The following is a 13,313-nucleotide window of genomic DNA, read 5'->3' as shown; positions in this document are numbered from 1 at the left end:
AGGAACCGACATGCACCTGCGCGATGCCGTAGCCGCCGATGCCCAAAGCGTCGCCGACATCTACAATCACTACATCCTCGGCACCACCATCACCTTTGAAGAATTGGCCGTCACCCACGCCGACATGGCAGGCCGCATCGCCGGTTTGCAGGCTGCCGGCCTGCCCTGGCTGGTGGCCGAGCACGACGGCGTGGTGGTCGGTTACGCCTATGCCACCAAGTGGCGCGTGCGCCCCGCTTACCGGTTTTCGGTGGAAAGCACCGTCTACCTGGCGCCTGAGTTTGCTGGCCAAGGCGTGGGCACGGCGTTGTACTCGTCGCTGTTACAACGGCTCATCGACGATGGTTACCACCTGGTCATCGGTGGCATTGCGCTACCCAATCCCGGCAGCGTGGCCCTGCACGAAAAACTGGGCTTCGAGAAGGTGGGCGAGTTCAAGCAAGTCGGCTTCAAGCTCGATCGCTGGATCGACGTTGGGTACTGGCAGAAGACACTTGCCTCGCTTCCCGCTTGAAATCAGATGCTAATCAGCTGTTGCTCAGCTGCCGCCGCAGGGCGCGCCTTGGGCAAGCTCTCGCGCGACCGCCTGGCTGAAAGCGCGCGTACCGGCACTCCCACCCAGGTCGGCGGTGCGGCTGAACGGGTTGCGTAGCACGGTATCGGCGGCCGCTTCAATGGCGTCGCCGGCCTGCGCCAGGGTTGCGACACCGTGATGCTCGCCTAGCCAGCGCAGCAACATGCCGGCGGACAGTATCATCGAGGTGGGGTTGGCTTGGTCCTGGCCCTGGATGTCGGGCGCCGAGCCGTGCTGGGCCTGCGCGCAGCACTGACGGTCACCGGCCATGATCGAACCGGCCAGGCCCAGGCTGCCCGACAGTTCGGAGGCCAGGTCACTGAGGATGTCGCCATAAAAATTGGTGGTGACCAGCACGTCGAAACGCTGCGGGTTGCGCACCAGGTGGGCTGTGGCCGCATCGACCAGCAGGTCGTCGAGCGCCACTTGCGGGAACTCCTGCGCCACCGCGCGCACCGCTTCGAGAAACAGGCCGTCGCTCATGTGGAAGCTGTTGGCCTTGTGGATGGCGGTGACCTTCTTGTTGCGCTTCATGGCCAGTTCGAAGGCGCGGCGCGCGATCCGCGTACTGCAATGGCGGCTGATCTTGCGCGTGGACAGCGCCAGGTCCGGGGTGGGCATCACTTCGCCCCAGCCCTGGTGCATATTGCGATCCGGGTAAAAGCCTTCGGTGGCTTCGCGCATGATGACCAGGTCCATGGTCTTGCCGGCCCGCAGGTTCGATTCGAGGAAGTTGCGGGTCCGGGCCGGACGCACGTTGGCATACAAATCGAGCTTGCCGCGAAACGCCGCCGAGACGTTGACGCCCCCCGCATTCGGTTTCGGATAGTCGGCGTGCGAGATGGTGCCCAGCACGATACCGTCGTAGCCACGGGCGCGCTCGAGCACCTCGTCGCGCAAGGTGGTGCCGTGCTGTGCCAGGCTGACGAAGCCGATGTCGTCGAAGTCGAATGCGAGGCCAAGCCCGAACGCCTGGTTGGCGGCGGCCAACACCTCGAGCGCGCCGCTGGTGATTTCAGGACCGATGCCGTCGCCGGGGAGTACGAGTATGCGCATAATATTTTCCAGGGAAGTAATGAGATTATTGTTTGCCGTGTTCCAGCGCGACCGCGCGGATTTCACCGTTGTCGCGCAGCGTGCGCGTGGCCTGGGGCGACGCGTAGGTCCACAGGATTTTCATCGGCTTGCTGTGCGAGACGTTGCGAAAGCGGTGCACCACGTTGGCCGGAATGAAGGTGGTGTCGAGCGGCTGCAGTGCATATTCGCGACCGTCGATGTCCATCACCGCGTCGCCTTCGAACAGCACTACGCTTTCTTCGCAGTTATGGCTGTGAAAAGGAATCTCGGTACCGGGGTCGAACTCGGTGATGCCGGAAATAAAGGTGGTGGCGCCCAGCGCCGGCGATACCAGCGCGACGGTGCGGGCGCCCCCGCCACGGTCGTGCAGCGGCAGTGCCGATGGGCGCAGCAGTTTGGCGTGTGATGGGGTGCTGATCGGATACATGAAATCTCCTGACGGTGTGTAGCAACGGCGAGGCAAAGGGTTAGCGTGCCGGGCCTATCCAGATGGTCTTGGTGTTGGTAAATTCGCGGGCGCCGGCCTCCCCCGGCTCGCGGCCATAGCCCGATTGCTTGATGCCGCCGAACGGCAGGCGGGCGTCGGACGCCACCATCCCATTGATGAACACGGCCCCGGCCTCCACCCGGCGCGCCAGTTGTCGGGCGCGCACCACGTCGCCGCTCCAGATGGCGGCGCCCAGGCCGAATTCGGTGGCGTTGGCCAGCGCCACCGCCGCATCGGCATTCTTCACCCGCAGGACTGCGGCAGCAGGGCCGAAGGTCTCCTCCACCGCCACCGCCATGGCCGGTGTAACGTGGTCGAGAATGGTCGGCAGGTAATAGCAGCCGGGGCCCTCGCGGCGGGCGCCGCCGGTGACCAATATGGCGCCGGCGGCGATCGAGCGCTGCACCTGGCTGTCGAGCTCAGCCACCAGGCTGGCGCGCGCCAGCGGGCCGATGTTGGTGGCGGCGTCGAGCGGGTCGCCGACCACCAGCGCGCGCGTGTGCTCGGCAAACGCCGCCACGAAGGCGTCCGCCACCGCATCTTCGACGATGAAGCGCTTGGACGAAATACAGCTCTGGCCGGTATTGCCGAAGCGCGCCTTGACGGCGGTTTTCGCGGCAGCGCCGATGTCGGCATCGGCCAGCACGATGAACGCGTCGGAGCCGCCCAGTTCGAGCACCTGCTTCTTCAATACATTGCCTGCCTGCGCAGCGACCAGCTTGCCCACGGCGGTCGAGCCGGTCAGTGTCACGGCCGCGATGCGCGGATCGTCGATCAGCGCTTTGACGCGACTGGCATCGACCAGCACCGTGGTCACCAGCCCGGCCGGCACACCGCCGTCCAGCAGGGCCTGTTGCAGCGCCAGCGCGCATTGCGGCACGTTGTTGGCGTGTTTCAGGATCGCGCCGTTGCCAGCCACCAGGACCGGAGCAGCAAAGCGGATGAACTGCCAGAACGGGTAATTCCACGGCATGATCGCCAGTACCACGCCCAGCGGATCGTAGGCGACGTAGCTGTGCCCGGCGTTGCTGGCCACGTCGGTATCGGCCAGGTAGGCCGGACCGTGCTGCGCATAATGCTCACAGGTTGATGCGCATTTTTCGATCTCGGCGCGCGCTTCGCCCAGCGGTTTGCCCATTTCCGTGCTGATCATGTGGGCATACGCGCCGCGCCGTTCACGCAGCACGCGCGCGATAGCCGGCAGCACCGCCGCTCGCGCCGCAATCGGCTGCTGCGCCCACGCGCGCTGGGCAGCGACAGCAGCGGCCAGCGCGCAGTCGACCTCGGCGTCGGTATGCTCGTCATAATGGGCGAGGACGGCGCCGGTTGCGGGATTGGTGGATGTAATCATGTTTTCCTTCCTGGGGAAGGGGTCGGCTCTATTTGGTATTTTACGCACTTAAAAAACCATGTAAAATGGTTTTTTTATTCATGTCAAGCCGCCAAAAAAATACCAATGCCGCGCCGCATATCCGACAATCTGGTTTTACAGATCAAGCAATACCTCGCTTTACACGCCATGCCGACAGGGGCACGGCTGACCGAGCGCGCGCTGGCCGAGCGCTTCAAGGTGTCGCGTTCGCCGGTGCGGGAGGCGTTAAGACGCCTGGCCGATGAAGGCATCCTGACTGAACAGGACGATGGCGGCCACGCCGTCTCGGAGCACGGCGCGGCCCTGCACCAGACGCCGGAGGCGCTGCTGACCGCGCCGGATCCGCTGGAACAGGCGTACTTCGCGATTGCCGAAGACCGGCTCGAAGGCAAACTGCCGGAGCGCGTCACCGAAAACGAATTTGCGCGCCGCTACGACCTCACGCGCGCGCAACTGGCGGCCGTGCTGCGGCGCATGGTGCAGGAGGGCTGGATCGAACGGCTGCCGGGACACGGTTGGCAGTTCCGGCCAGTACTGACGTCGGCCGACACCTATGACCAGGGTTACCGCTTTCGCATCCTGATCGAGTCGGCGGGCATCCTCGAGCCGACGTTCCGCGCCAACCTGGCCGCGCTCAGGCGCTGCGAACTGCAACAACGCGAACTGCTCGATCACATCAACGATGCGTCGGCGGCGGATATCTTCAATGCCAATACCCAGCTGCATGAAACCATCGCCGAATGCTCGGGCAATGTCTTCATCATCGATGCACTGACGCGCTTGAACAGCTTGCGCCGGCTGATGGAGTACAGAAAGTCGTTCGACCGTGCAGCTGCAGCGCGGCGTTGCCGCGAACACCTGGTGTTGATCGACCTGCTGCTCGACGGTCAGCAGGAAGCCGCCGCCGACTTCATAAGCCGGCATTTACGTGACGCTGCCAATGAGAAATCCGCACGGTCCGAGGCGCCGGGCTGACCGGTCCCGCTGGAGTGGCAGCTCACGCATACTGGCGCGCATGCTGCAGCGTAGCGCTGATGGATGACGTGAATTGGCGCAGCAGTTCATACCGCTGCCTGGCCACCGACCGCTTGCTCGACGCGATACTGGCGAAATCGGGCGGCGCCAGTGGCGCGCACGGCATGTCGTAGTCGCCATCGGCGCGCCGCTGGGCGCCGCACTCGAGCCAGAAGGCATCGTAGTCGGCGTGCACCTTGCCGTCCTTTAAGGCGCGGCGCACGGCGCGGTTGCGGTTGCCCACCAGGCGCATGCCGGCGCAGCCGTATTGGTGGCCGATCGCCGAGATCACCTTCAGCAGCAGGTTTTTCGGTCGCAGTCCGTGAAGTTGACGAGTGGCCTCGCGCACGATGTCGAGGCTGGTATCGCCGCGTGGTCCCTGCAGGCAGCCGATACCCAGGTAGATGCCACTGGCCGATTGGATCAGGGAAAATGCGCAGCAATAAACATGGACATCGTCATGCATCAGCTGCAAGGTCAGCTCGCCCTCGCGGTCCATCGGCTCGATCGCACGTAACACGATGCTGAGCGTGTGGCCCGATTTGCCGCGAATGCTGCCCAGCTCCACGCCCGTGCGCGCGGCCTGCACCACCAGCGGCCCCCATCCCTCGCGCAAGACCGAATGATAGTGGCCGATCAGCAGCGACGTCCGCTGGCCGCTGTCGAACGTATTGGACAGATACGGGCGGAATACCTTGCCCACCAGGCGCGGACGGGCCGCGACCAGGTCGCTGAAGATGGGGTCCGAATTGAGTAGTCCGAGCCAGCCATGGCTGGCATGCGGCTGGGTAATGCTTCGTGCCAGCAGCTTGATCAATTCTCGCGCCCTGCTCAACCGACTGTTGCCCTGCGCTCCCGAGCGGATCGTGACTTGCGAAGAAAAGTGCGACATATTCTTTACCTGGGTTGGCTATGATGCCAGGCAGGTTACGATTCGTCCGTGCAGTTTCGATGATGGATTGATGGAGAAATGGTGGAGGCGCAGGTTCTTCACGCTCCTCGATACCCGGTCCACACCATTTCTTGATACTTTCCACAAAGTACCTGCACCATTGAGTGGGAAGCTGGCGGCATTCCGACAACACCAACGCCACCATGCCCGCTCGACTTCCCGTTTTTCTCTGCACGCTGCTGCTCGGCGGCTGCTCGCTGGCCCCCGTGTATCAACGCCCGCCCATGCCGGTGCTGCCTGCCACGCTGGGCGCCACCGGTATCGCCGGTGTCGCTGGTGTCGCCACAGCATCGGTCGGCACCGCCCCGTTGAACCCGGCCGAAGCACGCTTGCTGGCCAACTTCGCCCCGCAACACGGCGCCGCGCAATTGTCCATGCTGACCACGCTGGTCGAACAGGCGCTGGCCCACAATGCCCAATACCGGGTGGCCATGCGCCGCGTGGACGAAGCGCGCGCACTGGCCCGCCTGGAAGGCGCGGCGCGCCTGCCGACCGTGTCACTGCAGGCGGAAGGCAAGCGCACCAGCTTCGACAATCCCGACCTGGAGGCGACCGAGCGCGAACACTACAGCGCCGCCGGCATCGGCTTGGACTATGACCTCGACATCTTCGGCAGATTACGCTCGATGGCGCAGGCGGCGCAGGACCGCTACGCCGGTTCGGAACAAGGCGCCGCTGCCGTGCGCGCCGGGCTGATCGCCGAAGTGCTGCGCGCCCACACCCAGCTCGTGGCCGGCAGCGCCGCCCTGCGCGTGCTGCAGATCACCGATGGTTATCAGCGCCAGCTCGACGCCTATACGCAGCGCCAGTTCGACGTGGGCCTGATCTCGCGCGACCAGCTCGAGGCGCAGCGCGCCGCCACCGCCGCCCATCATGCCGCCACCATCGCTGCGGCGGGCCGGTACGCGACGGCGCAGCGTGCGCTCGACGTCCTCACCGGCTACGCTGCTGCCGCGTCGGTGGGCGCCACCGGCGGCGTGGAATCGCTGGCCGCCAGCCCCTTGCCGCTCGCTACGCTGCGCGACCTCGACGCCCGCATCCTGCTCGATCGCCCCGACATCCGCCAGGCCGAAGCCGAACTGAAGGCGCGCCATGCCGACATAGGCGCGGCGCGCGCGGCGTTCTTCCCGTCGATACGGCTCACCACCGGCGTGGGATCGGTCAGCGAGGATCTCGGTGGCCTGTTCAAGTCGGGCAGCCGCGCCTGGACTTTCAATCCCACGATAAGCCTGCCGATCTTCGACGGCGGCCGCAACCAGGCGCAGCTCGACGCGGCCGAACTGCGCAAGGACGCCGCTGTGGCCAGCTATGCGCAAACCATCGAGGCGGCGTTCCAGGAAGTGGCCGGCGCGCTCGACCAGCAGCGCGCACTGGAAGCCGAGGCAGCGGCCCGCCGCCAGCGCCACGACACGCTCACCCGGCGCACCGGCGCCATGGCGCTGCGGGTGGCGCAAGGCCTGCAGGACAGCACCGACCTGCCGGCCGAGCACCTGCGCACGGAAGATGCAGCGCTGGCCCGCATCGACGCCGCGCGCGACCTCGCTCTCAACCGGATTGCCTTGCTGCACGCCTTTTATGGCACCACGTTCTCTCTCAACCTCCCCATCACCCAGGATAACCCACACCATGACTGATACGCTCCGCCCATCGCTGCTGGCCGCCTCCGCCGCCCTGCTCGCCATCGCCATCACCACACCCGCCGCGCACAGCGCCGAACTGACCGTCAATTACCTGCTGGGCGACAAGCTCGAAGCGGCCATCGGCGCCGGCGTGCGGGTGGCGCCGCGCTACATGGTTTCGCGCGACACCACCACCACGTTCGTGCCCGTGGTGTACGCCCAGCGCGGCATCTTCTTCATCGACAGCAGCCGTGGCGCCGGCCTGCAAGTGCTCACCGACTCCGGCTTCTACGTGTCGCAGTCGATCCATTACGACCAGGGGCGCGGGGTCAAATCAGACCTGTTTCGCCCCGGCGGGCGCGACCTGGCCGGCATGGGCGAGGTGCCCGGATCGGCCACCTGGCACACCCTGCTCGCGCAGCAGGTCACACCTGCGCTGTCGATCAGCGCCGAGGCCGATGTCACGCTCAAGTCCCACGTGGACCGGCAGAACCTGCGCGTGGGCGCCGAGTGGAACGTGATCGATGCCGGCGACGAGCGCGTCGCGCTGGGCGCCAACGTCCATGTCGGCAACGCCCGCTACAACCAGGCGTACTTCGGCGTGACCGATGCCCAGGCGGCCAACACCCGTTTCAGCGCGTACCGCGCACCGGGCGGCCTGTATGCGTACTCGGTCAGCGCCCAGTGGGAACACAAGCTGGCCGACCACTGGTACAGCTCGGTGCAACTGACTGCCATGCCGTTTGTCGAACGCGCCAAGGACAGCCCGCTCATGGCCCGCAAGACGCCGGTCGAAGCGATGATGACCATCCGGTACGTGTACTGACCGGTGGCCCAGGAGAATTCATGACACGACGTTCCTTTCCCTTCTTGCTTGGCACAGCGGCGCTGGTGGTTCTCACCACGCAGCTGGCGGCCTGCGACCGCCAGCCAGTCCGCGCTGAAGCGCCGCTGCGCATGGTCAAGCTGATCACGCCATCCACGACCGCCGCCGGCGATTACCGCTTCGTGGCGCAGGTACGGCAGGCGCAGCGCGCCGACCTGTCGTTCGAAAACGGCGGCCGGGTGGCCGGCGTGATGGTCGACGTGGGCGATACCGTCCGCCGTGGCCAGGTGCTGGCCACGCTCGACCCGGAACCGGCCCACCTGCAAATACTGCAGGCAGAGGCCCAGGTGCGCTCCACCGCCGGCCAGTTGCAGGAACGGCGCGACCAGCTGCGCCAGCAGCAGGCCATGCACGCCGATGGCGCCACCTCGAAACTCACCCTCGATGCGGCGCAACTGGCCGTGACGATGGCCGACGCCGCCCACAGCTCGGCCACCGCCGCGCTGGAATTGGCGGCGCGCGCCCAGCGTGTTAGCGTGCTGCGCGCGCCGTACGCCGGGCGCATCAAGGCGCGCCTGGCGCAACCGGGTGCACTGGCCGCCGCCGGCCAGGTCGTGCTGCAAATCGAAGGCGACAGCCACCCGCAGGTGGTGGCCGACCTGCCGGCCGCGCTGCTGCCCGCATCGCTCAAGCCGGGCGCCGTGGTGACCGCGCGCAGCGCCGAGCCGGCCGACGCCAACGACGCCACCAACACCATCAACCCCACCAACATCATCCGCCTCACCCTGCGCGGCCTGGCCGACCATATCGACGCCGGCGGCACAGTGCAGGCCATCTTCGACCTGCAACCGGAGCCGGGCCCAGGGCATGCGTCCCTGCGCAGCGGCGCAGCGCTGTCGATCGCGATCGACTCCGGCGCGAAGCAAGTGGCAACCCTGCCGCTGACGGCCGTGGCGCAGGGCGCCAAGTCCGGCACCGGCCACGTGTTCGTGTTCCACCACACCGGCAACGTGCTCGAACGCCGTTCCGTCGTGCTGGGCTGCCAGCGCGGCGACAGCATCGAGGTCACCGAGGGCCTGCAGCCCGGCGAGCAAGTCGCCGGCGCCGGCACCGCGTTCCTGATCGACCACCAGCGCGTGGTGCCGTACCAGTCAGCGTCCACGCTGGCCGCCGGGGAGCAGCCATGAACATCACCCGCGCCGCACTCTCATCGAGCCGGCTGACCATCGTGGTGGCGTTGCTGCTGCTGGTCGTCGGCGTGTTCACGTTCCTCGATTTTCCGTCCCAGGAAGAACCGTCCGTCACCGTGCGTGAAGCGACCGTCTCGGTGTCATTTCCCGGCATGCCGGCCACCCAGGTGGCCGACCTGCTGGTCAAGCCGCTCGAAGAGCAGTTGCGCGAGATCGCCGGCATCAAGCGCATCGTCTCCAGCGCCCGCACCGGCAACGCCATCATCCAGCTGACCGCGTATAACAACGTGCGCGACCTGCCCGCGCTGTGGCTGCGCGTGCGCGCCAAGGCCGCCGACGCCAGCGGCGCCCTGCCGCAAGGCACGGTCGGACCTTTCGTGGACGATGATTTCGGCCGGGTGGCCGCCGCGTCGATCGCCATTACCGCGCCGGGCTTCGGCATAAGCGAGATGCGCGGACCGCTGCGCGCCATGCGCGCGCAACTCTACACCGTCGATGGCGTGGAGCGCGTCACCATGCACGGCTTGCAGGAAGACCGCGTGTACCTCTCCTTCAACCGCGCACGCCTGGCCGAGGCGGGCGTGGCGCCGCAAGCGGTGATCGAGCAGCTGCAAACGCAGAACATCGTCGAACCGGGCGGCCTGACGGCGGTGGCTGGCCTGTCCATGTCGCTGGGCACCACCGGCATGCTCACCAGCGTGGCGTCGCTGCGCCAGGTGCCGATCCGCGTCAAGGGTGAAAACGGCGCGCGCGCCGTACGCCTGGCCGACCTGGCCGACGTGCGCCTGACGCCCGCCGATCCGCCCGACAGCGCTGCCATCTACCAGGGCCAGCCGGCCGTGGTGATGGCGGTGTCGATGGCTGCCGGGCGCAGCATGGAGGACTTCGGCAAGGCCCTGCGGGTGGGCCTGGACCGCGCCAAGGCGCAGCTGCCGGTGGGCTTCCAACTGCACATCGTCACCTTCCAGCCCGACGTGGTCGCGCGCGAGATGAGCAAGATGCACCACGTGATGGGCGAGACCGTCGTCATCGTGATGGCCGTCGTGATGCTGTTCCTGGGCTGGCGCACGGGCCTGATCGTGGGCGCCATCGTGCCGCTCACCATCCTGGCCGCGCTGATCGCCATGCGCGCCCTCGGGGTGGAATTGCAGACCGTGTCGATCGCCGCCATCATCCTGGCGCTGGGCCTCCTGGTGGACAACGGCATCGTGATTGCGGAAGACATCGAGCGGCGCCTGATGGCCGGCGAAGACCGCGCCCACGCCTGCGAAGAAGCCGGCCGCACGCTGGCGATTCCCTTGCTCACCTCCTCGCTGGCGATCATCCTGGCGTTCTCGCCGTTCTTCTTCGGCCAGACGTCCACCAACGAGTACCTGAAATCGCTGGCCATCGTGCTGGCCGTGACCTTGCTCGGCTCCTGGCTGCTCAGCATCACGGTCACGCCGCTGCTGTGCCTCCACTTCGCCAAGGTGGAGCCGCTGCACGCGGGCGCCGAACATTACGACACCCGCTTCTACCGCGCCTACCGCAGCGTGATCACCACGCTGCTCGAGCACAAGCTGCTGTTCATCGCCACCATGACCGTGGCGCTGGCCGGTGCGGTGACCGTATTGGTGTCGATCCCCTACGATTTTCTGCCGCGCTCGGACCGGCTGCAGTTCCAGATCCCGGTGACCTTGCAGCCGGGCGTGGACTCGCGCGTGACGTTGCAGCGGGTGCGCACCCTGAGCACCTGGCTGGGCGACCGGCAAGCCAATCCCGAAGTGGTCGACAGCATCGGCTACGTGGCCGATGGCGGCCCGCGCATCGTGCTGGGCCTGGCGCCCACCCTGCCCGCACCCAATATCGCGTATTTTACGGTGAGCGTCAAACCGGGCACGGACGTCGACGCGGTGATCGACCGGGTGCGCCGCCACACGCTGGCCAGCATGCCCGACGTGCGCGCCGAACCCAAGCGCTTCTCGCTCGGCTCGACCGAGTCGGGCGTGGTGGCCTACCGCGTGACGGGGCCGGACCAGGCCGTATTGCAGCGCATTGCCGCACGCATCGCCGATCGCCTGCGCAACCTGCCGGGTACCATGGACATCCACGACGACTGGGAGGCGCGCGTGCCGCGCTACGTGATCGACGTGGACCAGCTCAAGGCCCGCCGCGCCGGCGTCGCCAGCACCGACATCGCCAAGGCGCTGCAATTGCGCTACGGCGGCGCCACCATCACCGGCATCCACGACGACGGCGTGACGGTGCCGGTGGTGCTGCGCGGCGACGCCAGAGAGCGCGGCGCGCCGGAAGACACCATGGTGTATCCGGCGGACGGCGCAGCGGTACCGCTCGGCGCCGTGGCGCGGGTGACGACCGGCAGCGAGCCGTCGGTGATCATCCGCCGCGACCTGGCGCCAGCCGTGACCATCACCGGCCGCAACCCCGGCATGACCGCCAGCGAAATCGCCGACACGCTGGCCGACGACATCGCCGGCATCAAGCTGGATTCCGGCTACAAGATCAGGCTGGGCGGCGAACTGGAAGATTCGGCCGAGGTGAACCAGGCGCTGCTGGGCTTCATGCCGCATGCGCTGTGCGCAATCATGCTGCTGTTCGTGTGGCAGTTCAATTCGCTGCGCAAGGTGGTGATCGTGGCGTCGAGCGTGCCGTTCGTGCTGATCGGCGCGGCCACCGCGCTGCTGATCACCGGCTACCCGTTCGGCTTCATGGCCACCTTCGGCCTGCTCGCGCTGGCCGGCATCATCGTCAACAACGCGGTGCTGCTGCTCGAACGGATCGACGCCGAACTGGAAACCGGCTGTACCCGGCGCGAGGCCGTGGTGGCCGCCGCCATCAAGCGCTTCCGCCCGATCCTGATGACCAAGCTGACCTGCATCGTCGGGCTGGTGCCGCTGATGCTGTTTGCCGGCCCGCTGTGGACCGGCATGGCGATCACCATGATCGGCGGGCTGGCACTCGGTACGCTGGTCACGCTGGGGCTGATACCGGTGGCGTATGACTTGCTGTTTTCGTTGCGTGCTAAACCGGCAGCTTGAGCACGACCTCCAGCCCGCCGCCACTGCGGTTGCGGCACGTCAGCGTGCCGCCATGGCTCTCGCAGATGGCGGCGCCAATCGCCAGTCCCAGGCCGCTGCCGCCCAGGTGCCGCGAGCGCGAGTCTTCGGCGCGCCAGAAGCGGTCCACTGCGCGCGACAGGTGCTCTGCGTCCATGCCGGGTCCACGGTCGGCCACCACGATGGTCACCATGGCGCCTTCCGCGTACGCGGTCACGTCGAGCACCTTGCCGTCGGCGGCGTAGCGCAGCACGTTTTCGATCAGGATCGAGACGGTCTGGCCGATGCGGTCGCGGTCGGCCCGCAGCGCCAGGCCCGGGTCGCACCGGGTGGTCACCACCAGCCCCGCCGCCGCGATGCGCAGCGTGGCCCATTCGAGCCGCTCGAGCAGCAGGTCGCGCACGCCGAAATGGTCTTTCTCCAGGCCCAGCTGGCCGGCGCGCGCCAGCGACATCAGGTGCAGGTCGCCCACCAGGCGGTTGATCTGTTCGAGCTGGCCGTGCACCTTGCGCAGCTGGTCCGGCTCGAGCGGAAAGACGTCGTCGAGAATCGCCTGCAGGCGGCCCATGGCCGCGTTGAGCGGCGTGCGCAGCTCGTGCGCCAGCATGGCGCTCGACTCTTCCAGTTCGCGCTCGTACTGGGCCAGGCGGCGGCCCATGTCGTTGAAGTTATCGGTCAACTCCGCCAGCTCCTGCGGCGCGCGCGGCGACGACGCCAGCCGGATCGAAAAATCGCCGTCGCGCACCTTGCGCACGCCCGCGCCCAGCACAGTGAACTGGCGCGACATCGAGCGCGACACCAGCAGCCCGCTGATGATGATGAACGGCGTGACCACCACCACCATCAGCACCAGCATCCACCAGTCGTCATCGGGCATGGCGGGCAGGTACAGGGCGATGTTGTAATGCTCGCGCAGCAGGCTCCAGATCTGGTCGGCGTTCTTTTGCGGTTCCCGGATCAGCACCTCGAGCTGCGCGCTCACGTCTGCCGGCACCTGCCGCAGATAGCGCTGCTCCTTGGCGTTCAGGTAGCACCACATGGTCAGGGCGATCACGATCACCGCGATGATCGCCAGCATGCTCATGCGCAGACCCATCCACACCCACAGCGGCACGCCCTGGCGCCGCCACCTTGCGAGCATACCGA

General features: G+C 67.0%; 11 protein-coding genes. 6 read left to right on the top strand and 5 right to left on the bottom strand.

All coding sequences use genetic code 11. The features are described from left to right. The first annotated feature begins 10 nt into the window (after window positions 1-10). Window positions 11-514, top strand: coding sequence for an arsinothricin resistance N-acetyltransferase ArsN1 family B (locus DUPY_RS07640; RefSeq protein WP_070247230.1), 504 nt, complete (start codon window positions 11-13; stop codon window positions 512-514). A gap of 24 nt (window positions 515-538) precedes the next feature. Here DUPY_RS07640 and DUPY_RS07635 read toward each other — a convergent pair whose 3' ends face one another. The 3 genes from DUPY_RS07635 to DUPY_RS07625 are packed head-to-tail and all read right to left on the bottom strand — an operon-like array spanning window position 539 to window position 3,489. Continuing rightward, on the bottom strand, window positions 539-1,630 hold the full coding sequence (locus tag DUPY_RS07635; RefSeq protein ID WP_070247229.1) for an isocitrate/isopropylmalate dehydrogenase family protein: 1,092 nt from the start codon (window positions 1,628-1,630) through the stop codon (window positions 539-541). Between the two features lie 25 nt (window positions 1,631-1,655). Next, window positions 1,656-2,078, bottom strand: coding sequence for a cupin domain-containing protein (locus DUPY_RS07630; RefSeq protein ID WP_070247228.1), 423 nt, complete (start codon window positions 2,076-2,078; stop codon window positions 1,656-1,658). Between the two features lie 40 nt (window positions 2,079-2,118). Further along, entirely contained in the window at window positions 2,119-3,489 is a 1,371-nt protein-coding gene (locus DUPY_RS07625) for an NAD-dependent succinate-semialdehyde dehydrogenase (protein WP_070247227.1), read from the bottom strand. On the opposite strand from DUPY_RS07625, the gene DUPY_RS07620 reads away from it, so the two are divergent. Then, the gene (locus DUPY_RS07620) at window positions 3,433-4,485 is read left to right on the top strand and encodes a GntR family transcriptional regulator (RefSeq protein WP_307188191.1); all 1,053 of its coding nucleotides are present in this window, start codon (window positions 3,433-3,435) and stop codon (window positions 4,483-4,485) included. The two genes, DUPY_RS07625 and DUPY_RS07620, sit on opposite strands and share 57 nt — an antisense overlap. A 22-nt stretch (window positions 4,486-4,507) precedes the next feature. Here the strand turns inward: DUPY_RS07620 and DUPY_RS07615 are convergent, their stop codons facing one another. Next, entirely contained in the window at window positions 4,508-5,416 is a 909-nt protein-coding gene (locus DUPY_RS07615; protein WP_084640593.1) for a DUF535 family protein, read from the bottom strand. A 203-nt stretch (window positions 5,417-5,619) separates the two neighbouring features. On the opposite strand from DUPY_RS07615, the gene DUPY_RS07610 reads away from it, so the two are divergent. Genes DUPY_RS07610 through DUPY_RS07595 form a run of 4 tightly spaced genes read left to right on the top strand, consistent with a single transcriptional unit; the run spans window position 5,620 to window position 12,149 of the window. Next, window positions 5,620-7,110 carry an efflux transporter outer membrane subunit gene (locus DUPY_RS07610; protein ID WP_070247281.1) on the top strand — a complete coding sequence of 497 codons (1,491 nt, stop codon included), beginning with the start codon at window positions 5,620-5,622 and terminating at the stop codon, window positions 7,108-7,110. Further along, window positions 7,103-7,921, top strand: coding sequence for a MipA/OmpV family protein (locus DUPY_RS07605; RefSeq protein WP_167359047.1), 819 nt, complete (start codon window positions 7,103-7,105; stop codon window positions 7,919-7,921). Before DUPY_RS07610 ends, DUPY_RS07605 begins: the two co-directional genes overlap by 8 nt. A gap of 20 nt (window positions 7,922-7,941) precedes the next feature. Continuing rightward, window positions 7,942-9,108: an efflux RND transporter periplasmic adaptor subunit gene (locus tag DUPY_RS07600; protein WP_070247224.1), complete on the top strand. Its 1,167-nt coding sequence runs from the start codon at window positions 7,942-7,944 to the stop codon at window positions 9,106-9,108. Further along, window positions 9,105-12,149: an efflux RND transporter permease subunit gene (locus DUPY_RS07595; protein ID WP_070247223.1), complete on the top strand. Its 3,045-nt coding sequence runs from the start codon at window positions 9,105-9,107 to the stop codon at window positions 12,147-12,149. Before DUPY_RS07600 ends, DUPY_RS07595 begins: the two co-directional genes overlap by 4 nt. On the opposite strand, the gene DUPY_RS07590 is transcribed toward DUPY_RS07595, so the two are convergent. Beyond that, the gene (locus DUPY_RS07590; protein ID WP_070247222.1) at window positions 12,133-13,308 is read right to left on the bottom strand and encodes a sensor histidine kinase; all 1,176 of its coding nucleotides are present in this window, start codon (window positions 13,306-13,308) and stop codon (window positions 12,133-12,135) included. The two genes, DUPY_RS07595 and DUPY_RS07590, sit on opposite strands and share 17 nt — an antisense overlap. Window positions 13,309-13,313: the final 5 nt, after the last annotated feature.

It is taken from the genome of Duganella phyllosphaerae (genome assembly GCF_001758785.1).
GTDB lineage: Bacteria > Pseudomonadota > Gammaproteobacteria > Burkholderiales > Burkholderiaceae_D > Rugamonas > Rugamonas phyllosphaerae.
This window is presented reverse-complemented; position numbering and strand designations above follow the sequence as displayed.

Coding starts and splice junctions, on each gene's coding strand:
- DUPY_RS07630 (WP_070247228.1), bottom strand. CDS start 2,078: ATGTATCCGATCAGCACCCCATCACACGCCAAACTGCTGCGCCCATCG.
- DUPY_RS07625 (WP_070247227.1), bottom strand. CDS start 3,489: ATGATTACATCCACCAATCCCGCAACCGGCGCCGTCCTCGCCCATTAT.
- DUPY_RS07590 (WP_070247222.1), bottom strand. CDS start 13,308: ATGCTCGCAAGGTGGCGGCGCCAGGGCGTGCCGCTGTGGGTGTGGATG.
- DUPY_RS07640 (WP_070247230.1), top strand. CDS start 11: ATGCACCTGCGCGATGCCGTAGCCGCCGATGCCCAAAGCGTCGCCGAC.
- DUPY_RS07620 (WP_307188191.1), top strand. CDS start 3,433: ATGCTCGTCATAATGGGCGAGGACGGCGCCGGTTGCGGGATTGGTGGA.
- DUPY_RS07595 (WP_070247223.1), top strand. CDS start 9,105: ATGAACATCACCCGCGCCGCACTCTCATCGAGCCGGCTGACCATCGTG.
- DUPY_RS07610 (WP_070247281.1), top strand. CDS start 5,620: ATGCCCGCTCGACTTCCCGTTTTTCTCTGCACGCTGCTGCTCGGCGGC.
- DUPY_RS07615 (WP_084640593.1), bottom strand. CDS start 5,416: ATGTCGCACTTTTCTTCGCAAGTCACGATCCGCTCGGGAGCGCAGGGC.
- DUPY_RS07600 (WP_070247224.1), top strand. CDS start 7,942: ATGACACGACGTTCCTTTCCCTTCTTGCTTGGCACAGCGGCGCTGGTG.
- DUPY_RS07635 (WP_070247229.1), bottom strand. CDS start 1,630: ATGCGCATACTCGTACTCCCCGGCGACGGCATCGGTCCTGAAATCACC.
- DUPY_RS07605 (WP_167359047.1), top strand. CDS start 7,103: ATGACTGATACGCTCCGCCCATCGCTGCTGGCCGCCTCCGCCGCCCTG.